Here is a 24,536-nt window from a genome sequence, read left to right as displayed (position 1 = left end):
CGGCTAATGTAATTAAAATCTAATTTAATTAAGCTTTGGCTAATTCTGCTTCAGCATTTTTCGAAGCTATATTTTGAAAATTCTTTGGGTCTTCCTGGTATTTCTGAAGATATCCCTCAAGTGTATTTATTTCTTCCTGAGTAAGATCATTTGCCTTCATATTCTGGGAAAGGTTGATCCACGGCTTATCTGATCCATAATCATATTCACCAAAAACCATAAATGGAGTTCCGTTTTTCGCAATTTTTGATCCTTCTACATCCCACATATTTGCCCAGTCAAAGATATATTTCGCATCATCCATGTATAAACGCACACATCCATGACTCGCAGGATATCCCGGTAGTGCATATTGATGTACGCCTACTCCCTCAAAATTCATAAAATTAAAATAGTATGGTAATACCCATGATTCATCTACTGTACTAATCTTACGTTTTGCCTTATAATTTCCGTAATTCAATCCGTTTGGAGTCCTGGTGGAGTTTTTACCCGTACTTACTGGTCCCCATTTTATCAATTCTCCATTTTCATAAAGACCAAATGCCTGTACCCTTTGTGAAATCAATACAGTTTTAGGGATACATTGTAAAAAATTTATATTTTCAGGAAAAGGACTGTAAGCGTTAAATTCGTCTGAAGCACAATCTGGTACTACAATAAGTTTTTCTGGTCGTATTCCATTCTTCTCTATTCTGTTAAGTGCAAGAATGGTTTGAAGCTGTTCTTCTGAATAGGTTTTGAATAAACTATCAATTTCCTTTTTCGTATTTAAAGAATCTACGCTATAGCTTATCTCTTTTCTGAAGATCTTTGCTTCCTTTTTAACAACAGGATTTCTCATTGAAACCTCCTGAGTCTGCGGAGCTGAAGGTTCTACTACCTGAGTATTGGAATTACAGGCATAGAACAGGGCACTACTAATAAATAATAAAGAGACTTTTCTTAATGCTTTAAAGGGATTCATTGTAATAGTAGTTTGGTTTGATAATGTGAATTTACCTACAGAACTACGCAAACCTTACTAATGAAGCGTTAAGGCTTTGTTGACTTTATGACAATTAACCCTTTTTAAGACAGAAGGATATAAGATTTGCTTAAAATTTTCAGAAATATTAACCTTTTCTTAGATGCCAATTTTATAAAAAGTTATTTTTAAGGAGATTAAAACAGCGATTTTGAGCAGTAGAAGAACATTTATTAAAAGATCAGGTATATTACTCGGTACTGCATTACTTCCTTTCCCGGGTTGTATTACTTCGGGATCCAATAAAAAACTGGGGGTTGCTCTCGTTGGCCTGGGATATTACAGTACAGATCTGCTTGCTCCTGCCCTTCAGCAAACAAATCATTGTGAATTAAAAGGAATAGTTACTGGGAGTCCTGAGAAAATCCCGATCTGGCAAAAAAGGTATGGGATCAAAGATACTAATGTATATAACTATGAGAATATGCATAAGATCGCAAATAATGATGAGATTGATGTGATCTATATTGTGTTGCCAACCGGTCTCCATGCCCAATATTCCATTAAAGCTGCAAATACGGGAAAGCATGTTTGGTGTGAAAAACCAATGGCACGAACGGCCCATGAATGTCAGCAGATCATTGAAGCCTGCACCAGGAATAAAGTGAAATTATCTATTGGTTATAGAATGCAGCATGAGAAGAATACTCAAACTATTATGAAATGGGCTGAAACCAGACCTTATGGCAATATAGATCATGTTATTTCTGAAGCTGGATATAATGGCGGCACTATCAATCCCTGGAAGCTCAATAAAGAAATGGGAGGTGGTGCCATCTATGATATGGGGGTTTATTCCATTAATGCAGCCAGATATTCCACAGGTTTGGAACCTATTGCGGTGACAGCACAACAAAGCACAAACAGACCAAACATTTTTACCGAAGTTGATGAAACTACCAGTTTTGAAATGGAATTTCCAGAAGGAATCATCGTAAACGGAAAGACTAGTTTTGGCGAAAGCCTTAATAACCTGGAAATAACTACAAATAATGGCTGGTATTATTTGAGACCTATGCAATCTTATTCTGGCGTACGCGGAAAGACCAGTGATGGTAAAATTCTTTCTCCTATGGGTAAAAACCAGCAAGCCGTTCAAATGGATAATGACGCACTGGCTATTTTGAATGATACTCAGGTCTTAGTTCCCGGCGAAGAGGGAATGAAAGATATTAATATAGTGGAAAAGATCAATAAAGCCGCCTCAACTAATCAACGTGTAAAGATTTAAAAAAATTTCAAATTAAATTTTGCTGAACAATCTATTCATCGTAATATTGCAATATACAATTATCTATTATGGGTGTTACTAAAACCGACCTATTTACAAAGGAACAGAATGAGCTGGCAGTTCTTGCCAAGGCATTAGCGCATCCTGCCCGTATAGCCATTCTCCAGTATTTGCTGGCATCCAGTAAATGCATTAACGGAGATCTTGTAAACGAATTAGGCCTGGCTCAGGCAACCATTAGTCAGCATTTAAGAGAACTTAAAAATATTGGTCTTATACAGGGAAGTATTGAAGGGGTCTCTATGAGTTATTGTATAAATCCTGAAAAATGGAGTAATGTTCAAAAACTATTTAACGACATGTTTGACAAGATTCAGCGTTTTGATCCCGACGATTGCTGCTAAAAAAAATTTCAGAACCAATATCGTAATAATACGATAAAACGATAGATATAATTTGGAGTCAGTATTAAGTTTTAATCAAACATTCTTAAATATTTACTGAATTGCATTTTACCTATTAAATTTTAAAACATAAAAAAATGAAACTTTCAGAATTTACCAAACATTTACAAAGCCTGGAGAAAATTGGATTTGAGTTGCCAAACGGAGAACTCGTACCAGAACACTTTCATGTTACCGAGGTAGGAGAGATAAACAAGAAGTTTATTGACTGCGGCGGCACTTTAAGAAATGAAGAGAAAATTTCTTTTCAACTTTGGGAAGAAAACGATTATAATCACCGTCTTCATCCGGAAAAACTTGTTCATATCATTGAACTTGCCCAAGACAAATTACAACTTTCAGATGCTGAAATAGAGGTAGAGTATCAGGCTGAAAGCATCAATAAATTCCATTTGGATTTCAATGGTGAAAATTTTCAACTCATCAATACTCAAACAGACTGTCTGGCAAAAGAAAATTGCGGTATTCCGGCACAGAAGCCAAAAGTAAAACTAGCTGAACTACAAAATTCATCCTGTTCACCAGAATCAGGTTGTTGCTAATACCATTTATATGACTCAACCAAAATTTTATCCGGAACTGGAAAAAAAACTGAAAGATTTAGAAAAGATTTCTATCTCAGCAAGGAGAAAAGAGGTGCTTCAACCTCTTATAGATTTTATCCAGAAGAAAAAAGATTCAGGGCAGGCTATTCAGCTCAATTTCATTTGTACGCACAACTCCCGTCGTAGCCAGCTGGCGCAGGTTTGGGCCAAGGCAATTTCTTCCAATTTAGGAATAGAAACCGATTGTTTTTCCGGCGGTACCGAAGCCACTGCCTTTTATAAAAATGCTATTGCTGCTTTGAACAGAGCAGGTTTCAAAATCGCCTCCAAATCTGGTGAGAATCCTCATTTTAAGGTACAATATGCTGAAAATGCCAAACCACTGGAATGTTATTCTAAAGTATATGATGCTCCGGAAAACCCTTCTAAAAACTTTGCTGCGGTGATGACCTGTTCTCATGCAGATGAGAACTGTCCTTTCATTCCAGGTTGCGACGCCAGGGTTGCCCTGGATTATAGCGATCCCAAAGAATTTGATGGAACTAAATTAGCTGATACTAAATATAATGAACGTAGTGATCAAATCGCTTCTGAAATGATCTTTGTATTCAATAATATAAAATAATATGTCAAAAAAGTTAAGTTATCTGGACAAGAACCTTACATTATGGATTTTTATTGCCATGGGGATTGGTGTTGGGCTGGGTTATTTTATTCCCTCAATTCCTGAAAATATCAATTCCTATAGCAGCGGGAGCACCAATATCCCAATTGCCCTGGGGCTAATTTTAATGATGTATCCGCCATTGGCCAAGGTAAAATACAGACTGCTGCCAAAAGTCTTTAAAAATGTAAAGATTCTGAGTATATCTTTGGTGCTCAACTGGATAATTGGTCCTTTTTTAATGTTCTTTCTCGCCTTGATTTTTCTTCAGGATCACCCTGAATACATGGTGGGCCTTATTTTAATAGGACTGGCAAGATGTATTGCCATGGTACTGGTCTGGAATGACCTTGCTGAAGGGAATAGCGAATACGGGGCTGGACTGGTTGCGTTAAACAGTATTTTTCAGGTATTCGCATATAGTTTTTATGCCTGGTTATTTATTACCTGGCTTCCTCCCCTATTCGGGTTTGAGGGTGCTATAGTAGATATTTCTATTGCCACGATTGCTGAAAGTGTCGCAATCTACCTGGGAATCCCATTCGCACTGGGAATTTTAAGCAGATTAATATTGGTGAAAATGAAAGGAGAAAGCTGGTATGAGAATAAATTTATTCCTGCAGTCTCGCCAGTAACGCTGATTGCGCTTTTATTCACCATTATTCTTATGTTCTCATTAAAAGGAGAATTAATCGTGGAAATTCCAATGGATGTTGTTAGGATTGCAATTCCGTTATTAATTTACTTTAGCCTTATGTTTCTCATTGGTTTCTTTTTAAGCAAAGCCATGGGTGCTTCTTATGATAAGAATGCCTCTATTTCTTTCACGGCAGCCGGTAATAATTTTGAATTGGCAATTGCCGTTGCCATTGCAGTCTTCGGGTTAAATAGCGGTCAGGCGTTTACGGGCGTCATTGGTCCGCTTGTAGAAGTTCCGGCATTAATTTTACTAGTGAGAGTTTCGTTCTGGTTGAAGAAAAGATTTTATCCTGCCATACAGTATAACAGGTGAGTGAGAAATTTCCAGGAGCACAAAATGTTTTATAAGGGATATTGGTTTTGATGGTTTTACCCGGTAATATTCATGCATTTATCAGATCTTCTACATTCAGGTTTTTAGTGTACATTTTCAAACTGCCATCTGCATCTCTAGGCCAGTCTTTTTTTGATCTGTCCCAATATAATTCAATCCCGTTACCATCAGGATCATCAAGATAAATCGCTTCAGAGACACCATGATCTGCAGCGCCTGTTAACGGATAATTATTTTCAATGAGTCTTCTGGTAATTGCAGCTAATTCCTCTCGTTTATCATAGAGTATCGCCGCGTGAAAAAGCCCGACTCCAGATTTATTTGATTTGGAGGAGTTTTTACTATACCACGTATTTAAAGCTATATGATGATGATATCCTCCTGCAGAAAGAAAAACAGCCTGATCACCGATTCTTTCAGTAATTTCAAAACCCAGGAGATCCCTGTAAAACAGGAGAGATTTTTCAATATTTGAAACTCTTAAATGAATATGGCCAATTCTGGTTTTAGGAGGAGCCTTATACTGTATAGACATGGTATTTTTCATTAAATTTATAAAACAATCTTTAACTGGTTCATTTAGATCATAAAAAGATAAAATCATGGGTGAAAGAAAGAAATTAGATTGGAGCAGCTTTACGGTAAATATACCAATAGATAATCCCAGGGAGAAGATTATTGAAGCGTGGATGACTCCAAAAATATTGGAGAACTGGTTCTTGCGATTAGCAGAGTTCTCTACCGGAAATGGAGAAAAAAGAAAACGAGATGAGAATATCCAGCCCGGAGATTCTTATAGATGGCAATGGTATGGCTGGCCAGATAATATTGAAGAACACGGAGAAGTCTTACATCCTGAAGAAGGTGAATTTCTTAGATTTATTTTCGGAAAAGCAGGAAAGGTTGGTGTTCGCATTGTTGAAGAAAATGGACAACAAATTCTTAGACTGGTTCAGGAAAATATCCCGCAAGATGAAGAATCTATAATGAACTTTTATGTGGGTTGTAAAACCGGATGGACCTTTTATATGTTAAACCTCAAATCTATTCTGCAAGGTGGGCCCGATCTAAGGAATAAACGCAGCGAATTACAAATGGATTAAAGTATGAATAAACTACCGTTGGAATGTAAAACAGATTTTTTTGAATATTATAACTTTTCATAATCTGTAATTATCCACTGAAATTATAGTTTTGAATCCCGAAATTCAATAATCAGTTCTGAATGAAAAAAATACTAGTCGCTGTTGTAATACTTTTCATTGCTTTTATTTTGCTCGTCTATTTGTCAGTTTCCAGTACCGATAAAGAATTTAAAACCTGTGAGATAAAAAATTATGAAGATCTGGAAAAGGTTGATTTTAAGAAGCATGATTCTGTTCTGGTCGCTCCCAGCAGTCTATATGAAGGGAATATTCTAAAAGAATTTATGCAGGGTAAAAATTATCGCAAATCCTGGTCTACTCCCGTAAAAGTTCCTATTGCTTTTCTAGATACACTTAAAGGCGGTCTTAAAATCATAAAAGAAGGTGGTGGTAAGCAAACTCACTCTTTAAAACTTGAAAATGAAGAAGGCATTATCTTCACGCTAAGAAGTGTTGCTAAAGATCCTGAAAAATTAATTCCCGAAGTTGCCGAAGACCTTGGTTTGCAAAATATTATTGTAGATGGGATCTCTGCCCAACATCCCTATGGAGCTTTACTCGCGGCCCAACTTTCAGATATAGCAGGCGTATTGCATACCCATCCAACCATGTATTTTATACCAAAACATGATAAACTGGGAACCTATAATAAAGAATACGGGAACCGCCTTTACCTTCTGGAATATGAAACCGAAAGCAAAAAGAACTGGACGTCTTTCAAAAATGTGGATGAAATTGTGGAAACGAAAGATCTTCAGGAACTAAAACAAAAAGAAGGAAAAACACTTAAGATTGACAGAGCTTCTTTAATTAAAGCACGCCTGTTTGATCTTTTGATTGGAGATTGGGACCGGCACGCTGAACAATGGGGATGGGTTTTACTTAAAAATGATGGCTCTTTTAAGGCAATTCCACTGGCAGGTGATCGGGATAATGCATTTTTTAACATTAGTGGAATAATCCCTTCTATTATTACTAACGAAAATTTGGAGCCATTAGTAAGACCTTTTGGAGAAGAAATTGATTATATGCCCGGACTGGTATATCCTTTCGATCGTTATTTTCTGATAGACACGCCAAAGGAAATTTACATTGAACAAGCCAGGGAGCTGCAGCAATTACTCAGTGATAAGAAAATAGATGATGCCTTTATGGTCTGGCCTGCTGAAATTGCCAAACTCGATCAACAGGATATCAGCACCAAAATTAAGAGCCGGAGAGATCGTTTAGAAGAATATGCTGAAAGCTTCCATACTATAATTCAGCAGAAAGGAAAACTTACCGAAGCCCTAAAAGGCTCTGAAAATGCAGAAATTGATGAAAAATTAATTCCGTGTTTTGAATGCGGGAACGAGACTTCAAAAGAATAGCGCGATATTATAAGTATAAATCCTATTTTTGAGTAGACTTACCAAACATCAAAATTTTATGAGATCGAACCCTTTTTTATTAATTCTAATACTATTTATCTCTTTCAACTCGCTGGCCCAAAGCAGTCTTTCTAAACAAGTAAAACACTTTACTATTGAGACGCCTCAGTTAGATACGATAAAAAAGATCTGGATTTATTTACCGGGAAATTATCGAAACACAGAGAGGAAATATCCCGTAATATATATGCACGACGGGCAGAATTTATTTGATAAAGAAACCTCGTACGTTGGTGAATGGGAAGTAGATGAAATCCTGGACAGCATCAAAACCCCTGAAGCTATTATTGTGGGTATTGAACATGGAGGCAACAAAAGAATTGATGAATTAACGCCTTTTCCGCATGAAAAATATGGCGGTGGAAAGGCAGATGTATATCTAAATTTTATTTTGAATAATTTAAAACCTCATATAGATAGCACCTATAGAACTTTGCCAGACCATGAAAATACCGGGATTTTCGGTTCTTCCCTTGGCGGTCTTGTAGCTTACTATGCCGCTTTGAAGTATCCAAATACCTTTGGAATGGTTGGAGCATATTCTCCTTCTTTCTGGTTCAATGATAAAATTTATGATATGACCCGGGAATCGAATTTAAACACAAAAACTAAATTTTATTTTCTGGTAGGTACTGAAGAGTCTGAGGAGATGGTTCCAGACCTGAAAAGAATGATCGAAGTTTTAAAAGAAAAAGGAATCAAAAACGAGAAATTTAAGGTTAAATATGTCGAAGGAGGTAAACATAATGAAGTTATGTGGAGCGATAATTTTCTGGAATCTTACCTTTGGTTAATGCGTAATTAATCGTTTTAATATGAAAAAAACTCTTACCACTCTCATCTGTCTTTTTGTATTTAATTTGATTAATTCACAAGTTGATCAAAATTCAGATTTATACATAAGCCTAAAATCCCGTGACAGTTTGCTCTTTGATATAGGTTTCAACCAATGTAAAATTGAACGATTCGAGAGTTTCGTAAGTAAAGATCTTGAATTCTATCATGACCAGGGTGGTTTAACCACAAACAAGGAAGACTTTTTAGAGAATGTAAGAAACAATATTTGTTCAAATCCCGATAAAAAACCTATTAGAAAACTTGTTGAAGGGAGTCTTGAAGTCTTTCCTCTTTATGCAAACGGGAAATTATATGGTGCGCTTCAAAAAGGAATTCACGACTTTTATATACAGGAATCTGGTAAAGAACTTTATAAAACCAGTTCGGCTAAATTTACTCATGTCTGGATTAAAGAAGATAATAACTGGATTCTCAAAAGAGTTTTAAGCTACGATCACAAAAGCCCTCAACAGTAATGGAAAAAGTAAACGTACAGGATAAATTTAAAAAATTCTCAGATCACTGGAATCCGAGAATTGTTGGTGAACTTAACGGCCAGCAGGTAAAATTTGCCAAACTAAAAGGTGAGTTTATATGGCACTCCCATGATGATGAAGATGAAATGTTCTGGATCGTAAAGGGAACTTTGAAATTGGAATTTCGGGACAGGACGGTAGAATTAAATGAAAACGAATTCTTTATTGTTCCCCGTGGTGTGGAGCATAAACCGATCGCCGAAAAAGAAGTTCATGTCATGCTATTTGAGCCGGCCTCTACCAAACACACCGGTAATGAAAAACATGCGCTCACCAATAACAACCAGGAACACCTCTAATTACTTCCCTTCTTTTTCTGGTTAAATTCCAGAGTTTCATTTTTTGTATATTTAACTGGCCTTCCTTTTAGAAGGTCTTTTTCTAACCAACACTCACAAAAAATGAAAAAAATCAATTACTTAATTTTCCTGCTTGCCGTAGGGATTTTTGCACAGGATGAAAAAAAACCAAAAGAGTACAGCATAGAACAATTCTATGAAAACACCCGTATTGGTGGCGGACAGTTTTCTAATGATGAAAGTAAATTATTGATAAGTTCTGATGAATCTGGTATTTTTAATCTGTATGAAATCACTTTGGATGGCAAATCAAAATCTGCGGTGACCAATTCTACTGAAGAATCATTTTTCGCGGTAGATTATGTTCCTAATTCTGAAGACATTATTTATTCTGCAGATAAAGGGGGAAATGAAATAGATCATTTATACCTGTTAAAACCCGATGGCACTTCCCGGGATCTTACATCCGGAGAAAATGAAAAGGCGAATTTTGCAGGCTGGAGCGGTGACAAATCAACCATGTACTACTTATCAAACAAAAGAAACCCTCAATTTTTTGATCTATACAGTATGAAAATTGGGACCTGGGAACCGGAAATGATCTATGAGAACAAAGAAGGCTACTCGGTTTCAGATGTATCAGATTCAGGGAAATTTCTTGCGCTATCAAAACCAATAACTACCAGTGAAAATAAACTTTTCTTACTTAATATAGAGAACGAAGAAATGACTGAAATTTCCAAACCGGGTTTCAGTTACAGTCCTACTGGATTCAGTAAGGATAAAACAGAGCTTTACTACACCACCAATCACGGCGGTGAATTTAGCAGGCTGATGTCTTTTAATTTAGATAGCAAGGAGTCTGAAGTTCTTTACGAAACCAACTGGGATGTAATGTACAGCAGCCTAAGCGAAAATGACACGTACAGGGTAATAGCGATAAACGAAGACGGCTCCAACAAGCTAATTATGTGGGAGAATGCAACAAAAACTCCGATGGAGCTTCCAGATATTAAAGATGGAAATATCGTATCAGCCAGTTTCTCAGATAGCGAGGAGCTTCTCAGGTTAACCGTTGGAACATCAAGAACCCCCAATAATATTTATGTTTATAACCTAAAAACCAAAGAGCTCAAAAAATTAACGAGTACATTAAATCCGGAAATTGATGTTAATGACCTTGTATCTGCAGAGGTGGTTAGATACAAATCTTTTGACGGACTGGAAATACCTGCGATCTACTACAAACCGCTAACTGCAACGGCCGATAATAAAAAACCTGCGTTAGTTTGGGTTCATGGCGGGCCGGGTGGTCAGTCCAGAGTAGGTTATTTTGCCCTTATTCAATATCTGGCTAATCATGGATATGCAATATTGGCCGTAAATAACCGCGGTAGTAGTGGATATGGCGCAAGTTTCTATAAAATGGATGACAAGAATCATGGCGAAAAAGACCTTCAGGATGTGATTTACGGGAAAAAATGGCTGGAATCACAAGATTACATCGATAAAGATCAAATAGGAATTATTGGTGGTAGTTATGGTGGGTATATGACCATGGCAGCTATGACTTTCGAGCCTGAGGAATTTGAAGTTGGAGTAAATATTTTCGGGGTAACTAACTGGTTGCGTACTTTAAAATCTATCCCGCCTTACTGGGAGTCTTTTAAGAATGCTTTATATGAAGAATTAGGTGATCCAAACACCAAAGATTCTATAAGGCTTAGAAAGAATTCTCCTTTATTCCATGCTGAGAATGTAAAAAATCCTATCATGGTTTTACAGGGAGCTAACGATCCGCGGGTGCTTCAGGTTGAGTCTGATGAAATTGTGGAAGCAGTAAAAGCCAATGATGTTCCTGTTGAGTATATGGTTTTTCCTGATGAAGGTCATGGTTTTATCAAAAAGGAAAATGAAATCAAAGCTTACAGGCAGATTCTCACTTTTCTTGATAAATACTTGAGAGATGAAGATGTCACTATGCCCGAAAAATCAATAAAAGATTAATTTAGCCGTAGAGCTAAATACAATGAAACAGGTAATACCCAGTAAGAACTAAATTTCGATATTTTTGAAAGTATCTTCCCGGATATTACCTGTTATTGTTTTTGCTCAATTTTGCTGTACGTCCCTGTGGTTCGCAGGAAATGCAGTAATGCCCAGTCTTCTTGAGGAATTTGGATTGAATTCTGAAGCACTTGGACATTTAACCTCTGCAGTACAGTTTGGATTTATTACAGGTACCTTATGCTTTGCTTTCCTCACCATTTCAGATAGATTTTCACCATCAAAAGTGTTCTTTATTTGCTCCATCCTTGGGGCGTTATTTAATCTAGGTGCATTATTTGAAGAAAATCAGCTTTTTAGTATGATCATATTCAGGTTCTTAACCGGTTTTTCGCTGGCAGGGATCTATCCTGTTGGTATGAAGATCGCTTCCGATTATTTTGATAAAGGCCTTGGACGCTCCCTTGGTTACCTGGTTGGGGCCCTGGTATTAGGCACTGCTTTTCCGCATTTATTAAAAGAACTCTCGGGAATTATCAATCTCGAATGGAGATCGGTGATTTATTTTACCTCTGGCCTGTCCGTTTCAGGCGGACTTCTTATTTTGTTCTTAGTACCAAATGGACCTTATCAGAAGAAGAGACCACAACCAGACTTTAGTCTCATCTTTAAGGTTTTTAAAAATACAAATTTTCGCCAGGCGGCTTTTGGTTATTTTGGACATATGTGGGAACTATACGCCTTCTGGGCTTTTGTTCCTGTTATTCTCAGCTTCTATAAGAATTCACATCCTGAAGTCGACTTTAGTATCCCCTTAATATCGTTCTTAATAATTGGTCTTGGAGGATTATCCTGTATACTTGGCGGTTATATTTCTGAAAAATGGGGTGTAAAAAGAACCGCCGGTATGGCACTATTTCTATCTGGACTTTGCTGCTTGATATCACCCATTATTTTTAATCTCAATTCTGAAATCGGCTTTATTGGATTCCTTATTTTCTGGGGACTGGTAGTTGTGGCAGATTCTCCCCTATTCTCCACGCTCGTGGCTCAAAATACATCTCCTGAAGCAAGAGGAACTGCACTTACAATAGTAAATTGTATAGGTTTTTCCCTAACCATATTTAGCATACAATTATTAAATATATTACTTGGTCTATTAACACCTGCTTTAATTTTTATTTTTTTAAGTATGGGACCAATCCTGGGACTGGCTGCATTGTTTTGGAGACGAAAGACCGCTTAAACCTTTAAATTTGTATAGATCACTAAAATTAAGAAGAAATGAAAATCGATGCAGAATCCCCGAAGGAATATCTTGAAAAGGTTCCTGAAGAGAGAAAACAAGCAATGACAAAATTACAAGCTGTTATAAAAGAGAATCTGCCCGATGGCTTTCAGGAAACCATGAGCTATGGAATGATAGGCTACGTTGTGCCTCATAACCTGTATCCTGATGGTTACCACTGTGACCCTTCCCTTCCACTGCCATTTATGAACCTGGCGTCACAAAAAAATTATATTGCAGTCTACCATTCCGGGGTTTATGCAGATAAAGAGCTGCATAAATGGTTTGTAGAAGAATATAAAAAACATATAGGCAAAAAACCAGATATGGGGAAAAGTTGTATACGTTTTAAAAATATGGATAAAATCCCATATGATCTTATTGGGGAGCTTTCATCAAAAATTAGTTTACAGGAATGGATCGCAACGTATGAGTCTAATATAAAGAACAGAAAATAAAGAAGTGTGGAGGGAATTCCACATGTTTAAATTAGAAGCTCAATCATTAAATTTAGTTTTATGAAGCGATGTCAGGTTTTCAATTATGAGAGTAATTATCTATTTAGTTGTAAGCTTATAGCCTTCTTTTTCTGTTAAAGCTTCCTTAAGACGGGGCTTCATTTTCTTAAAGCTTATGAACATTTAGATTAAAGGCATAGTTTTCGCACAGTACGAGTAAAATCATAAAACAAAGAAAATGAAGAAGTTTTTTAGTAGTTTGTTATTTGTAGTAGCAGTAGGAACAGCCTCGGTATCGGCCCAATCTACTACAATGCCACAACAACAGGAAAAGATAGAAGTAAGTGATGCCGAATTAGCACAGTTTGCTGAGGTGTTTCAAAAAATGAGAATGATGAATCAGGAGGTTCAGAAGGAAATGATGGCCGTGGTTCAGGAAGAAGATTTTGAACTTCAAAGGTTCAATGAAATCCATCAGGCTAAAATGGATCCAGAAAAAGAGATTGAAACTACTAAGGAAGAAGACGAAAAATACAAAGAAGTTGTTGCAGATCTGGAAGAAATGCAACCGGAGTTTCAGAAAAAAATGCAGAACGTAATTTCTGAAAGTGATCTTAGCATGGAGAGATATCAACAACTTGCTATGGCTCTAAGATCTGATGCTGATCTTCAGCAAAGACTTCAGGAAATGATGAAGAGTTAAAAATGTTTGAGAATACATAAAATTTCCAAAAGCAGGTTAATACCTGCTTTTTTTATGTTTTTATGGAACAGGCTTGTTTTTTAAGTCTATTTTAAAACTTGAAAATTTATAAGGCATCAATTTTGTTGTACTTTGAAAAATAATAAAATAAACATGACAGGCATTTTAAAAAGTACTCTTTTAATCACTTTTTTAATTTTTCTTCCAGCTTGTTATGCCCAGCAATCAACCATGCAACAAAAAGACAGCTTAGAGTTTAGCAATAAAATTGTACCCGATGTTATTTGGAGAGAAGCCTATGTGGCTCTTTCGCACTATCCAGAACTTAAGGACACTCCTATTGAAATTAGGTTTAAGAGTAATATTAAAAAGTCTTTTATGCAGGCTCAGCCAAAAATTAGCGGACTTTTTAAAAACAGGAAGAACAGGAGTTATCTCATTTTTATCAATGAAAAGTTTAAAATTGAAGATGAGGTATTCGATGTTTCATCCGTTCCTTCAGATGTACTGGTAGGCTGGATTGGTCACGAGCTAGGACATATTATGGATTACAGAGATAGATCTGCATTTGGTCTGGTCTGGTTTGGATTGAAATATATTACTTCAAAAAACTACATCAGGGAAGCTGAAAGAGCTGCAGATACTTATGCGGTGAATCATGGATTGGGTGAAAAAATCATTGCTACGAAAGATTTTATACTTAATCATTCAAAACTTTCTGAAACTTATAAAAATAGAATTCAAGATCTATATCTTTCTCAGGAAGAAATTATGGTGTTAATTGATGAGATTCATGAAGAGATCAATTAACTGATCTCTCCCTGTTCTTTTAAAAATTGAATCCACTCATCAAGCTTTTCCTCGTTCATCACTTTTTCCATTTTTACCTGCCCCCCTTTTTTCTTATTACGGGCATTCCACTCGTGGAACATATTAGGGGCTATTGCTGTAACTTTGACACCGTGTAACGCCTTTCCCCTTGCTACTTTATAATTTTTATTTGCATTCATTAATGCTTTATCCAGCGCTTCTGCAAGTTCTTCATCAGCTATATTATCTTCAGTTCCAAGATACCAGTAGTGATAATACTCTCCATCTTCCGCCCTTTTTGCAGCAACTACAAATTCTGGAATTTTAATATCAAACTGATCTTCTAATTCTTTTACTGCATCATTCATTTTATTTACTGAAAGTTGCGATCCAACAACATTGAGAAAAAACTTAGTTCTACCGGTAATTTTTATCTCATTCTTCTCTATATCTGTAAACTTTATAGTGTCTCCAATTAGGTATCTCCAGGCACCGCTTACAGTGGAAATTAAAAGCACATAATCTTCCTCTTCTGTAACATCTACCAGTGAAATAACCGGAGCATCTTCTGTAATAGACCCATCTTCATTAATATACTCAGGCTTAAATGGAACAAATTCAAAATAGATTCCATTATCCAGAATAAGTTTCATCGAGTGAGTTCCGGGTCTGCTTTGAAATGCTAAAAATCCTTCAGAAGCCAAATAAGTGTCTATCACCTGTACTGGTCTTCCCAGTAGCGCTTCAAAACTTTTCTCATAAGGTTCAAAAGCCACACCACCAGAAGTATATACCTGGAGATTTGGCCAGATCTCATGAATATTGTCAACTTGATGATATTCAATTACCTTTTTAAGCATAAGTTCCATCCAGGAAGGAATACCGCTTAAAGCTCCTATATCCCATTCTTTGGCCGTCTCTGCAATTTTTTGAACTCTATCGTCCCATTCGTCGATTTTTGAAATCTCTTCACCTGGTTTGTAATATCCCTTAAACCAGAAGGGAATATTGCTGGCACTAATACCGCTTATTTCACCTTCTTCATGATCACCCTCTTTTTGAAGATCTGTAGAACTACCCAGCATCATAATCTCCTTCTCAAAAAAGTCTGGTGGCAGATCAAAATTACTAAGGGCGCTCACCTGTTTAATCCCTGCGTTACGAATAGATTCCAGCATTTCACTGGTCACAGGAATTTTTTTACTGCTTTTCCCGGTAGTACCTGAGCTTAATGCAAAATATGGAGGTCTGCCCGGCCAGGTAACATTTTCTTCACCTTCCTGATACTTATACCACCATTCACTATCTATCTTATTATAGTCAAAATAGGGAACCCGGCTGGCAAATTCTTTCTGAATATTATCTGATTCTAAAATTTCATCAAATTTATAATGCTGTCCAAATGAAGTATCTTTGGCCTTTTTTAAAAGTCCTCTCAATACATCTACCTGGTTTTTGCCGGCCTCTCCTTCGTTGGTGAAATTTTCTTTCAGGTCTATAAGACTCTTAATAATAGATCCAAATATTGCCATTTATCGTAAGAATATTTTATGAAAAGCTAAAACTAAAAATACCCTGTGAGAAGCGCTAATGATTATCAAATATTTAACGAGCATGATGCGTAATACTAGTCCTACGTGGTATTTATTCTTAACAGGAAAAAAATGTTAAAAAGTGCAGAGGATCGACGAAATACAAAAATTAACCGTAATATTTACAGTCTAAATACTAATCTTAACCCTACAAAATTCCTATGAATCAATCATTATCCATAACTCAGTCTAGATACAAAATGGTTTCTTATGACTCAGCATCTCCAGAGGTACAAGAAATTTATGACGACACAAAAAAGACCTTACAGCTACCTTTTGTACTTAACTGGTTCAAATGCCAGGGAGACAACGCTCTATTATTGAAAGGCAACTGGAGTAAGTTAAAAAATACTTTAATGGAGGGCCAGGTTCCTAACGTTCTAAAACAACTTATCATATATAATGTTTCCAAAGAAAGAGGTTGTAACTACTGTTCCCATGCGCATGGCATCTTTGCAGACAGTATGAGCTCTATGATCTCTGAAGAAGAAGATTTTAAAGCCACGCAAAACCTAAATTCCCCTTCCATGCCAATGAGTTACAAAACTGCTGTTCAGGTAGTAACAAAGGCTGCTTTAAATCATTCAGATATTTCAGATGAAGATTTTGAAAAACTGGAAGACGCTGGCTTTACTCCTAAAGAGATCCAGGAACTAATGGCACAGGCAGACCTTGTAAATATGCTAAATACCATAGCTGATGTTTCAAGGATTAAAATTGATAATGAATTGCTTGAAACTCCTGAATAATTATCTAATCTCATAATCCTATGAGTAATATAACGCGTAATACCTCTCAGTTATATAGAATTACCTATGAGGCTTATTCAAAATTTGCCAATGATGTAAATCGTTGTGCCAATCTTGAACAGGTAGCTGAAGTATGTAGAACTCATCTAAAGTATCTGATTAATTTCAAGATTATCAGGATGACTATTTTTCAGAATAACAAATACTTCTTTTTTGAATTATTCGGAAATAAAGTTTGGTATGATCTAAAGGAGGAATCAGAGATTTTAGATTATGAAAAAGAACTGATGCTTAAGGGTATTCCAATTCTTACCAATGAATTTCCAGACAAACTGATAAAAAATAAACTGGATATCAACTCTTTATACGATCCTGTGCTCTGGGGGTGGTGTTTTGACAAAAATGAAAGAAAAGTATTAGTATCTTTGCTCGCTGATAAGGAAAAAGTATTTTCAGTTGGTGATGTAGAGATCTTAAAGCTAATGGTAGATTGTATCCAGGCTAAATTTAGTGAGATCTATCTAAAAAGACAACTTTCAATTCAGAACAAAAATCTTTCTGAAGCATACAAAACCATTCAATCTAAGAATCAGGAGATCGAAAGAATTGTTGAAAATCAAAAGCAGACGATCAAGGCGAGAACGAGTGAGATCACTTTAAAAAATGAAAAATTACTCCATATTTCAGCTCTTAATGCTCACAATATAAGGGAACCACTTTCACGAATTCAGGGAATTGCCGAATTATTTGAATTTTTCGATGATGATGCATGTAGAACAGAATTAATTCCCAAACTTGTTGAAAGCGTAGAAGAAATGGACGGAGTATTAAAAGAAGTTGTAGATATGGCATCAAAAGAATTGATGGACTTAAAGGCCAAGGATTTATGAAAAAGATCTATTTAGTAGACGATCAGCCCATTTCTAATTTTATAACCAAAAAACTTATAGAGCTGGAAGGTTTTGAAGGCCATGTAAAGGATTTCACAGATCCTGAAGTGGCTTTTGAGTCTGTCGTAAAAGATGAAAACGCTCTTATTTTCCTGGATCTTAATATGCCGGTAATGAACGGCTGGGACTTCCTGGAAGCTATGAAGAATAAAAACGTGCGCCACCAAATTATCATACTCACTTCAAGTACCAGTAAAATAGATAGGGACAAGGCCAAAGAATATCCGTGTGTTTTAAAATACATGGTAAAACCAATGAATAAAAAAAAGTTTTCTGAGCTTTCAGATTATTTAAAAGCTTCCTGAAATTGCCAAATCCAGACCCACAAAAACTACTGGAACTTGCTTACGCCAAAATGCATTTTGGTAAGTATAAAGACTATTATCTTTCAGATATTCCAGAACCCTATTATGTCTGGTTCAGGCAAAAAGGATTTCCTTCAGGAAAACTTGGAGATCAAATGCAACAGGTTTTTGAATTAAAAATAAATAGTCTTGAAGGCCTGCTGAGACAAATTAGAAAGCGGTATCCAAAGCCGTGATATCACAAAAAACTTCTGTTAAAAGAGTCCTAATAATAGCTTTCCAAATTAGTGGCTTTTTCTATTCTTCTTTGTAATTTAGCGCCCTGAATAAAACAACACAACAAACTAGAATAAAATGGCCGATACCAAGTATATATTTGTTACAGGAGGTGTATCTTCTTCTTTAGGAAAAGGGATCATCGCAGCTTCTTTAGCAAAATTGTTGCAGGCACGGGGATTTAAAGCTACTATTCAGAAACTGGATCCCTATATTAATGTAGATCCGGGAACCCTAAATCCCTATGAGCACGGAGAATGTTATGTAACCGAAGATGGCGCTGAAACCGATCTGGATCTTGGTCATTACGAGCGTTTCCTAAACGTAAATACCTCTCAGGCAAATAACGTCACTACCGGAAGAATTTACCAGAGCGTTATAGAAAAAGAACGTCGCGGTGAGTTTCTTGGAAAAACCGTTCAGGTAGTTCCACATATTACCAATGAAATTAAAGAAAGGATCCAGATTCTTGGCCAGAATGGTGATTACGATATCGTAATTACTGAAATTGGTGGTACCGTAGGTGATATTGAATCTCTGCCTTATATTGAAGCTGTAAGACAGTTAAAGTGGGAACTGGGAGATGATAATGCGCTGGTGATCCACTTAACGCTTGTACCCTATCTTTCTGCGGCAGGTGAATTAAAAACAAAACCCACTCAGCACAGTGTAAAAACTCTCATGGAGAGCGGGATTAAGGCCGATATTCTTGTTTGCCGAACAGAACACGAACTCTCTGATGATATTCGCAGAAAACTGGCTATATTCTGTAATGTTAGACAGGAAGCGGTAATTCAAAGTATTGATGCTCCAACCATCTACGATGTACCAAACATGATGCTAAAGGAAGGTTTGGATAAGGTGACTTTAAAGAAACTTGCCTTGCCAGATGAAACCACTCCAAATCTTGATCGTTGGAATCAATTTCTACAAAGACATAAAAATCCAAAAGCTGAGGTCCATATAGGTTTAATTGGAAAATATGTAGAACTTCAGGATTCTTATAAATCTATCCTCGAATCTTTTATTCATGCCGGCGCAGAGAATGAAGTTTCAGTAAATGTAGAATACATCCATTCAGAATTTATTAACGATAGTACCATTCACAATAAAATAAGTCATCTTGACGGTGTCCTGGTTGCACCGGGATTTGGTGAAAGAGGGATTGAAGGTAAGATCGATGCAGTAAGATATGCTCGTGAGAACGATCTGCCATTTCTTGGTATTTGTCTCGGGATGCAAATGGCTGTTATTGAATTTGCGCGCAATGTGCTTCAATTAAAAGGAGCTAATTCCAAAGAAATGGATCCAGACACAAAGCATCCGGTAATAGATCTAATGGAAGCTCAAAAAGAAGTGACGCATAAAGGCGGAACTATGCGACTTGGCGCCTGGGATTGCGAATTAACTAAAGACTCCATTATTTATGGTGTATATGGTAAGGATTTGATCAAAGAGCGTCACCGCCACCGTTACGAATACAATAATAAATATCAGGAACAACTGGAAAATGCCGGAATGATGAGTACCGGTATCAACCCTGAAACAGGTCTTGTTGAGATTATTGAATTAAAAGATCATCCCTGGTTTGTAGGAGTTCAATATCATCCTGAATATAAGAGCACTGTGGCCAGCCCACATCCTCTTTTTGTCTCTTTTGTAAAAGCTGCGCACGAACATTCTGTGAAACAGAAAAATGCCAAGATGGCACAGAAATAAAAATTGGTCGTTTTTTTGACCAGGGAAGAATAAGCAAAATTAAATAATGGAAGAAAAGAAAATAGACGTTCAATCTATCATTGGATTTATACTTATTGGGGGAATTCTCTTATGGATGCTCTACAATAATACGCCTGAAGAAACTACAACCGTAGATCCAGCCACAACAGAACAGGTTGAACCAACAACAACTCAGGATACTCAAACTGCGACAGGAGAAGCTCCAACCAGACAAAGTAACGATTCTACAGCACTTGCAGATGCACAGCGCCGTTTGGGAGCTTTTGGTTATTCAGAAACATTAACTTCTGCCCAGGGTGGTTCTACAACGATCTCGAACGACCTTCTAGAACTTAAAATTTCAAATAAAGGTGGTTACATTGAGGAAGCTCGTCTTAAAAATTTCAAAACATTTGATTCCCTTCCAGTTCACCTGATCAAAGATGGTAATGCCTCATTAAACATGAGTTTGAGTACTACCGATGGTAGAACATTGAATACTGAAAATCTTTTCTTCGAGCCTGAACTTACTGAAAGCAATGGAAACCAGATCCTGTCTATGAAATTGAAGGTTTCTGAAGATGAATATCTGGAATATCGATATGCCATGCGTCCCGGTGAATATATGCTGGATTTTAGTGTGCGTTCCCAGGGTTTGACCGGTATTTTAAATTCTTCTGAAACTCCAAGCCTGGACTGGAAGCTGAAAGGTTACCGTCATGCAAAAAGTATTTCTTATGAAAATCGTTATACCGATCTTATTTATGAATATGATGGTGGGGATGACGACAGTGTAAGCGATGGTGAGGATGAAGATGAAGACATTAGCTATATCGCCTATAGACAACACTTTTTCTCTTCTATTTTATTAACCGATAATCCTTTTAAAACAAGCAGTTTTAAAGTCGAAAATCTGGTAGAAGATGAAGAAATTGATACTGTTTACACCAAAACTTTTGCCTCTACGATTCCGTTAGAATTAAAGGCTGGAGAATTGAATTATAGTATGAATTGGTATTATGGTCCTTCAGATTATAAAATACTGAATGATTATGATCGCAATCTTGATGAAATAATTCCATTAGGTTGGGGAATTTTCGGATGGATCAACAAGTATCTCTTCATTCCGTTTTTCGCATTTTTAGCTGGAGTATTACCAAGCTATGGTCTTGCAATTATCGCCATGACCATTGTAGTTAGAATAGTATTATCTCCGGTAACTTATAAGTCTTATTTATCCCAGGCTAAAATGAAGATCCTGAAGCCTGAGATCAATGAGTTGAATGAGAAATATAAGGACAATGCGATGAAAAAGCAGCAGGAAACCATGAAGCTTTACAGCAAGGCGGGAGCCAGCCCTATGAGCGGATGCTTGCCTGCTTTGATGCAAATTCCAGTATTCTATGCATTATTTCAGTTCTTCCCGAGTGCATTTCAGCTAAGACAGAAAAGCTTTCTTTGGGCAGATGACCTTTCAAGTTATGATACAATTGCACAGCTTCCATTCACTATTCCGTTCTATGGTGACCACGTAAGTTTATTCCCCATTCTGGCATCTGTTGCTATTTTTGTTTATATGATGATGACCACAGGCCAGAGCATGCAGGCGAATCAGCAACCGGGAATGCCTAACATGAAATTCTTAATGTATCTTTCACCGCTTGTGATGTTGATATTCTTCAATAACTATGCGAGTGGACTTTCATTGTATTATTTCACTTCCAACCTAATTACCATAGGGATCATGCTCGTGATAAAATATGCGATCATTGATGAAGATAAGATCCATGCGAAGATTCAGGAGAATAAAAAGAAACCTAAGAAACAGAACAAGTTTACCAGAAAGTTCCAGGAAATGATGGAACAGGCTGAAGAACAGCAGAAAAAACAAAAAAAATAATATTTTCATGGCCCGGTTCTTACCGGGCTTTTTTTATCATTAATTATTCTGAATAAGAATTTAAAATAAAATCGATATTTCAGAGTTTTAAAAATGGATTGGTTTTTGAATTAATCTAAAACTAAATTATTAGCTCTGCGCTTAATAAGGCTTATTCTAAACATGATAAAATATTTTTTCTACATATTTACAGTACTCGTGTTCTCTACAATTAGTCATGCTCAAAAAAACCAGTATGATGAAGATGGAGACCGTCATGGTTTTTGGAAAGTAGAATTTAAAGGCACAAACAATCCAAAATTCGAAGGCACTTTCGAACATGGACAGGAAATCGGCAAATTTAAATTTTACAAAAAAGGTTTTTACGATCACCCAAGCGCTATCATGAATTTTGATAAAGCTCAGGATTCTGTGCATGTCACTTACTTTACCCAAACCGGTAAACCAATTAGCGAAGGGATGATGATGGATAGAAAACGTGAGGGTGAATGGGTCTATTATCATCAAAAAACAGATAGTATCATGATGATAGAAAACTACAAGAGTGATCAATTAAATGGACCTCAAAAGACCTATTTCCCTAACGGAAAACTCGCTGAAAAAACCCATTATACCAATGGAGAAAAAAATGGCGAGAGTTTTATTTATGCGAATAACGGACAGGTCACTAAAGAATTATTATACAAAGACGGATTATTACATGGAGCCGCCACCTACTATGACCCAAAAGGTTTAAAAATACGAGAAGGTTTTTACACAGCAGGCGAAAAGTCTGGACATTGGAAATATTTCTCTGATGGCAAACTGGATACTGAAGAAGATTATTAATAAATGAATATATTTGATTAACTAAAATAGCTACTTATGAAAAAGTTCTTAATTCTATTATTATCAATTACACTATTCACTGCTTGCAGTGATGACGATGATGCAGGTCAGGATGGAAATATTGTTGGAACCTGGCTTCTGGTAGAGGCGAATAACATTCCAGGATATGAAGTAAACGATTGTACGGGACGATCTACGATTACATTTAATGCAGACAATACGGCATCTTCCACTTTTTATTCTAATGTAGAAGGAGAATGTGTTTCAGACCAGGACACAGGAAACTGGAGCAGTTCTTCAAATTCTCAATATACTATTGAAGTACCTCAATTAGGTGAAGTTACAGGAACTGTAACGTTTAACGGCAATAGATTTACTTTTAGACCTAATGATTTCCCTACGTCAAGTCTTACTTTTGAAAGTAATTAAAAGTCTTATATACTCAATTTAAAGGTGGCTTTCGCCACCTTTTTTTATTTCGTAATTTTGAGCCCGCTTATCCGACTCTTTAAGCGGTTATTGAAAAAGAAAAAATAAGGAGAATGAAAAAAGTAGTGGTCGGTTTATCCGGTGGTGTAGATTCTAGTGTTTCAGCCTATCTTTTAAAGGAACAGGGTTATGAAGTGATCGGGCTTTTTATGAAGAACTGGCACGACGATTCGGTTACGATTTCAGACGAATGCCCCTGGCTTGACGATAGTAATGATGCTATGATGGTGGCCGATAAACTGGGTATTCCATTTCAAACCGTAGACCTTAGTGAACAATACAAAGAGCGTATCGTAGACTATATGTTTAACGAGTATGAGAAAGGTAGAACGCCAAATCCAGATGTGCTTTGTAACAGGGAAATAAAGTTCGACGTTTTCATGAAAATTGCGCTGTCTCTTGGAGCCGATTATGTTGCCACAGGTCACTATTGCCGCAAAACTGAATTTGAAAAAGATGGTGAGACCATACATCAATTACTATCTGGAAAAGACAATAATAAAGACCAATCTTATTTTCTTTGCCAGTTAACTCAGGAACAACTTTCAAAGACTCTTTTTCCTATTGGGGAATTACAAAAATCTGAAGTTAGAAAGATCGCTGCCGAGCAAAATCTTGTAACTGCAGAAAAGAAGGATTCCCAGGGACTTTGCTTTATTGGTAAAGTAAGGCTTCCAGATTTTCTTCAACAGAAATTAAGACCAAAAGAAGGGGTAATTGTAGAGGTTCCTGCGGAAAATGATTCGTACCTGGAGGAAAACATCAATTTTAAATCTAAAATTGATCAGTTACAGCACCTTTCTAAAAAGTTCAACTACCAGCTGGAAGATGGGAAAATAGTTGGAAAGCATCAGGGAGCGCATTATTTTACAAAAGGCCAGCGTAAAGGCCTTGCCGTTGGCGGAACTCCTGAACCTTTATTTGTGATAGATACAGATGTGGAAGAAAACGTGATCTACACCGGTCAGGGAAAAGACCATCCTGGAATATATCGCCAGGGACTTTTTATAACTCAGGACGAAGTTCATTGGGTGCGTAAAGATCTTGCCATCTCCAGCGATGAAGAATTACGGGTTAAAGCTAGAATTCGTTATCGCCAGCCGCTTCAGGATGCTACTTTACACCAGACACAAAGTGGGATGTATATTATTTTTGATCAACCTCAGGCTTCTATAACCGAAGGACAGTTTGTAGCATGGTATAATGGCGAAGAACTGTTAGGTTCAGGAGTTATTTCGTAAATTGAAGGTT

General features: G+C 36.7%; 27 protein-coding genes. 24 read left to right on the top strand and 3 right to left on the bottom strand.

Going from position 1 to position 24,536, the window contains the following annotated elements:
- Positions 1-28: 28 nt before the first annotated feature.
- The gene (locus tag BLT95_RS00890; RefSeq protein ID WP_089664197.1) at positions 29-967 is read right to left on the bottom strand and encodes a L,D-transpeptidase; all 939 of its coding nucleotides are present in this window, start codon (positions 965-967) and stop codon (positions 29-31) included.
- Between the two features lie 211 nt (positions 968-1,178).
- Here BLT95_RS00890 and BLT95_RS00885 point away from each other — a divergent pair, with 211 nt between their 5' ends.
- The 5 genes from BLT95_RS00885 to arsB all read left to right on the top strand — a co-directional run bounded on the left by BLT95_RS00885 (position 1,179) and on the right by arsB (position 4,943).
- Complete coding sequence (locus BLT95_RS00885) at positions 1,179-2,258, top strand: Gfo/Idh/MocA family oxidoreductase (protein WP_089664196.1); 1,080 nt, start codon at positions 1,179-1,181, stop codon at positions 2,256-2,258.
- 68 nt (positions 2,259-2,326) lie between these two features.
- A complete protein-coding gene (locus tag BLT95_RS00880) occupies positions 2,327-2,662 on the top strand; it encodes a metalloregulator ArsR/SmtB family transcription factor (protein ID WP_089664195.1) in 336 nt (111 codons plus the stop codon).
- A gap of 137 nt (positions 2,663-2,799) precedes the next feature.
- Positions 2,800-3,264: a DUF6428 family protein gene (locus BLT95_RS00875; RefSeq protein WP_089664194.1), complete on the top strand. Its 465-nt coding sequence runs from the start codon at positions 2,800-2,802 to the stop codon at positions 3,262-3,264.
- Between the two features lie 10 nt (positions 3,265-3,274).
- Positions 3,275-3,892 (top strand): protein-tyrosine-phosphatase, encoded by a 618-nt coding sequence (locus tag BLT95_RS00870; RefSeq protein ID WP_089664193.1) that lies wholly within the window; start codon positions 3,275-3,277, stop codon positions 3,890-3,892.
- 1 nt (position 3,893) lies between these two features.
- A complete protein-coding gene (gene arsB, locus BLT95_RS00865; RefSeq protein ID WP_089664192.1) occupies positions 3,894-4,943 on the top strand; it encodes an ACR3 family arsenite efflux transporter in 1,050 nt (349 codons plus the stop codon).
- 70 nt (positions 4,944-5,013) lie between these two features.
- On the opposite strand, the gene BLT95_RS00860 is transcribed toward arsB, so the two are convergent.
- A complete protein-coding gene (locus BLT95_RS00860) occupies positions 5,014-5,511 on the bottom strand; it encodes a VOC family protein (RefSeq protein WP_231896383.1) in 498 nt (165 codons plus the stop codon).
- A gap of 55 nt (positions 5,512-5,566) precedes the next feature.
- Between BLT95_RS00860 and BLT95_RS00855 the strand changes: the two genes are divergently transcribed.
- The 10 genes from BLT95_RS00855 (at position 5,567) to BLT95_RS00810 (ending at position 14,477) form a co-directional block, all read left to right on the top strand.
- Complete coding sequence (locus tag BLT95_RS00855; protein ID WP_089664191.1) at positions 5,567-6,067, top strand: SRPBCC domain-containing protein; 501 nt, start codon at positions 5,567-5,569, stop codon at positions 6,065-6,067.
- Positions 6,068-6,189: 122 nt separating this feature from the next.
- Positions 6,190-7,479, top strand: a complete 1,290-nt coding sequence (locus BLT95_RS00850; RefSeq protein ID WP_089664190.1) for a hypothetical protein — start codon at positions 6,190-6,192, stop codon at positions 7,477-7,479.
- Between the two features lie 58 nt (positions 7,480-7,537).
- Complete coding sequence (locus BLT95_RS00845; RefSeq protein ID WP_089664189.1) at positions 7,538-8,344, top strand: alpha/beta hydrolase-fold protein; 807 nt, start codon at positions 7,538-7,540, stop codon at positions 8,342-8,344.
- Positions 8,345-8,354: 10 nt separating this feature from the next.
- Positions 8,355-8,852: a nuclear transport factor 2 family protein gene (locus BLT95_RS00840; protein WP_089664188.1), complete on the top strand. Its 498-nt coding sequence runs from the start codon at positions 8,355-8,357 to the stop codon at positions 8,850-8,852.
- Positions 8,852-9,211, top strand: a complete 360-nt coding sequence (locus BLT95_RS00835; protein WP_089664187.1) for a cupin domain-containing protein — start codon at positions 8,852-8,854, stop codon at positions 9,209-9,211. Before BLT95_RS00840 ends, BLT95_RS00835 begins: the two co-directional genes overlap by 1 nt.
- Before the next feature lie 102 nt (positions 9,212-9,313).
- On the top strand, positions 9,314-11,218 hold the full coding sequence (locus BLT95_RS00830; RefSeq protein ID WP_089664186.1) for an alpha/beta fold hydrolase: 1,905 nt from the start codon (positions 9,314-9,316) through the stop codon (positions 11,216-11,218).
- Positions 11,219-11,282: 64 nt separating this feature from the next.
- Entirely contained in the window at positions 11,283-12,464 is a 1,182-nt protein-coding gene (locus BLT95_RS00825) for an MFS transporter (protein ID WP_089664185.1), read from the top strand.
- 38 nt (positions 12,465-12,502) lie between these two features.
- Positions 12,503-12,964, top strand: coding sequence for a DUF1801 domain-containing protein (locus BLT95_RS00820; protein WP_089664184.1), 462 nt, complete (start codon positions 12,503-12,505; stop codon positions 12,962-12,964).
- A 238-nt stretch (positions 12,965-13,202) separates the two neighbouring features.
- Entirely contained in the window at positions 13,203-13,667 is a 465-nt protein-coding gene (locus tag BLT95_RS00815; RefSeq protein WP_089664183.1) for a DUF4168 domain-containing protein, read from the top strand.
- A 231-nt stretch (positions 13,668-13,898) separates the two neighbouring features.
- Positions 13,899-14,477 carry a hypothetical protein gene (locus BLT95_RS00810; protein ID WP_172822554.1) on the top strand — a complete coding sequence of 193 codons (579 nt, stop codon included), beginning with the start codon at positions 13,899-13,901 and terminating at the stop codon, positions 14,475-14,477.
- Here BLT95_RS00810 and BLT95_RS00805 read toward each other — a convergent pair.
- Positions 14,474-16,009: a GH3 auxin-responsive promoter family protein gene (locus tag BLT95_RS00805; protein WP_089664181.1), complete on the bottom strand. Its 1,536-nt coding sequence runs from the start codon at positions 16,007-16,009 to the stop codon at positions 14,474-14,476. The genes BLT95_RS00810 and BLT95_RS00805 overlap by 4 nt on opposite strands.
- Before the next feature lie 221 nt (positions 16,010-16,230).
- Here BLT95_RS00805 and BLT95_RS00800 point away from each other — a divergent pair, with 221 nt between their 5' ends.
- From BLT95_RS00800 to mnmA, 9 genes are all read left to right on the top strand, one after another.
- On the top strand, positions 16,231-16,818 hold the full coding sequence (locus tag BLT95_RS00800) for a carboxymuconolactone decarboxylase family protein (RefSeq protein WP_089664180.1): 588 nt from the start codon (positions 16,231-16,233) through the stop codon (positions 16,816-16,818).
- A 20-nt stretch (positions 16,819-16,838) separates the two neighbouring features.
- Positions 16,839-17,708, top strand: coding sequence for a HAMP domain-containing histidine kinase (locus BLT95_RS00795; protein WP_089664179.1), 870 nt, complete (start codon positions 16,839-16,841; stop codon positions 17,706-17,708).
- Positions 17,705-18,073, top strand: coding sequence for a response regulator (locus tag BLT95_RS00790; protein WP_089664178.1), 369 nt, complete (start codon positions 17,705-17,707; stop codon positions 18,071-18,073). Before BLT95_RS00795 ends, BLT95_RS00790 begins: the two co-directional genes overlap by 4 nt.
- A gap of 2 nt (positions 18,074-18,075) precedes the next feature.
- Entirely contained in the window at positions 18,076-18,309 is a 234-nt protein-coding gene (locus BLT95_RS00785) for a DUF3820 family protein (protein WP_089664177.1), read from the top strand.
- A gap of 118 nt (positions 18,310-18,427) precedes the next feature.
- The gene (locus BLT95_RS00780) at positions 18,428-20,068 is read left to right on the top strand and encodes a CTP synthase (protein WP_089664176.1); all 1,641 of its coding nucleotides are present in this window, start codon (positions 18,428-18,430) and stop codon (positions 20,066-20,068) included.
- 46 nt (positions 20,069-20,114) lie between these two features.
- Complete coding sequence (gene yidC / locus BLT95_RS00775; RefSeq protein WP_089664175.1) at positions 20,115-21,968, top strand: membrane protein insertase YidC; 1,854 nt, start codon at positions 20,115-20,117, stop codon at positions 21,966-21,968.
- Between the two features lie 162 nt (positions 21,969-22,130).
- A complete protein-coding gene (locus tag BLT95_RS00770) occupies positions 22,131-22,796 on the top strand; it encodes an aspartic peptidase (RefSeq protein ID WP_089664174.1) in 666 nt (221 codons plus the stop codon).
- Between the two features lie 36 nt (positions 22,797-22,832).
- Positions 22,833-23,225, top strand: a complete 393-nt coding sequence (locus BLT95_RS00765; RefSeq protein WP_089664173.1) for a lipocalin family protein — start codon at positions 22,833-22,835, stop codon at positions 23,223-23,225.
- Between the two features lie 113 nt (positions 23,226-23,338).
- Positions 23,339-24,526 carry a tRNA 2-thiouridine(34) synthase MnmA gene (gene mnmA / locus BLT95_RS00760; RefSeq protein WP_089664172.1) on the top strand — a complete coding sequence of 396 codons (1,188 nt, stop codon included), beginning with the start codon at positions 23,339-23,341 and terminating at the stop codon, positions 24,524-24,526.
- Positions 24,527-24,536: the final 10 nt, after the last annotated feature.

The organism is Gramella sp. MAR_2010_147, from assembly GCF_900105135.1.
Lineage (GTDB): Bacteria > Bacteroidota > Bacteroidia > Flavobacteriales > Flavobacteriaceae > Christiangramia.
This window is presented reverse-complemented; position numbering and strand designations above follow the sequence as displayed.

Excerpts from the sequence above, each read along its gene's own strand:
- BLT95_RS00855 (WP_089664191.1), top strand. The coding sequence starts at position 5,567 with ATGGGTGAAAGAAAGAAATTAGATTGGAGCAGCTTTACGGTAAATATA.
- BLT95_RS00780 (WP_089664176.1), top strand. The coding sequence starts at position 18,428 with ATGGCCGATACCAAGTATATATTTGTTACAGGAGGTGTATCTTCTTCT.
- BLT95_RS00800 (WP_089664180.1), top strand. The coding sequence starts at position 16,231 with ATGAATCAATCATTATCCATAACTCAGTCTAGATACAAAATGGTTTCT.
- BLT95_RS00845 (WP_089664189.1), top strand. The coding sequence starts at position 7,538 with ATGAGATCGAACCCTTTTTTATTAATTCTAATACTATTTATCTCTTTC.
- BLT95_RS00870 (WP_089664193.1), top strand. The coding sequence starts at position 3,275 with ATGACTCAACCAAAATTTTATCCGGAACTGGAAAAAAAACTGAAAGAT.
- BLT95_RS00860 (WP_231896383.1), bottom strand. The coding sequence starts at position 5,511 with ATGAAAAATACCATGTCTATACAGTATAAGGCTCCTCCTAAAACCAGA.
- BLT95_RS00830 (WP_089664186.1), top strand. The coding sequence starts at position 9,314 with ATGAAAAAAATCAATTACTTAATTTTCCTGCTTGCCGTAGGGATTTTT.
- BLT95_RS00890 (WP_089664197.1), bottom strand. The coding sequence starts at position 967 with ATGAATCCCTTTAAAGCATTAAGAAAAGTCTCTTTATTATTTATTAGT.
- BLT95_RS00815 (WP_089664183.1), top strand. The coding sequence starts at position 13,203 with ATGAAGAAGTTTTTTAGTAGTTTGTTATTTGTAGTAGCAGTAGGAACA.
- BLT95_RS00810 (WP_172822554.1), top strand. The coding sequence starts at position 13,899 with ATGCAACAAAAAGACAGCTTAGAGTTTAGCAATAAAATTGTACCCGAT.
- BLT95_RS00820 (WP_089664184.1), top strand. The coding sequence starts at position 12,503 with ATGAAAATCGATGCAGAATCCCCGAAGGAATATCTTGAAAAGGTTCCT.
- BLT95_RS00795 (WP_089664179.1), top strand. The coding sequence starts at position 16,839 with ATGAGTAATATAACGCGTAATACCTCTCAGTTATATAGAATTACCTAT.
- arsB (WP_089664192.1), top strand. The coding sequence starts at position 3,894 with ATGTCAAAAAAGTTAAGTTATCTGGACAAGAACCTTACATTATGGATT.
- BLT95_RS00880 (WP_089664195.1), top strand. The coding sequence starts at position 2,327 with ATGGGTGTTACTAAAACCGACCTATTTACAAAGGAACAGAATGAGCTG.
- mnmA (WP_089664172.1), top strand. The coding sequence starts at position 23,339 with ATGAAAAAAGTAGTGGTCGGTTTATCCGGTGGTGTAGATTCTAGTGTT.
- BLT95_RS00875 (WP_089664194.1), top strand. The coding sequence starts at position 2,800 with ATGAAACTTTCAGAATTTACCAAACATTTACAAAGCCTGGAGAAAATT.
- BLT95_RS00850 (WP_089664190.1), top strand. The coding sequence starts at position 6,190 with ATGAAAAAAATACTAGTCGCTGTTGTAATACTTTTCATTGCTTTTATT.
- BLT95_RS00835 (WP_089664187.1), top strand. The coding sequence starts at position 8,852 with ATGGAAAAAGTAAACGTACAGGATAAATTTAAAAAATTCTCAGATCAC.
- BLT95_RS00840 (WP_089664188.1), top strand. The coding sequence starts at position 8,355 with ATGAAAAAAACTCTTACCACTCTCATCTGTCTTTTTGTATTTAATTTG.
- yidC (WP_089664175.1), top strand. The coding sequence starts at position 20,115 with ATGGAAGAAAAGAAAATAGACGTTCAATCTATCATTGGATTTATACTT.
- BLT95_RS00790 (WP_089664178.1), top strand. The coding sequence starts at position 17,705 with ATGAAAAAGATCTATTTAGTAGACGATCAGCCCATTTCTAATTTTATA.
- BLT95_RS00770 (WP_089664174.1), top strand. The coding sequence starts at position 22,131 with ATGATAAAATATTTTTTCTACATATTTACAGTACTCGTGTTCTCTACA.
- BLT95_RS00805 (WP_089664181.1), bottom strand. The coding sequence starts at position 16,009 with ATGGCAATATTTGGATCTATTATTAAGAGTCTTATAGACCTGAAAGAA.
- BLT95_RS00765 (WP_089664173.1), top strand. The coding sequence starts at position 22,833 with ATGAAAAAGTTCTTAATTCTATTATTATCAATTACACTATTCACTGCT.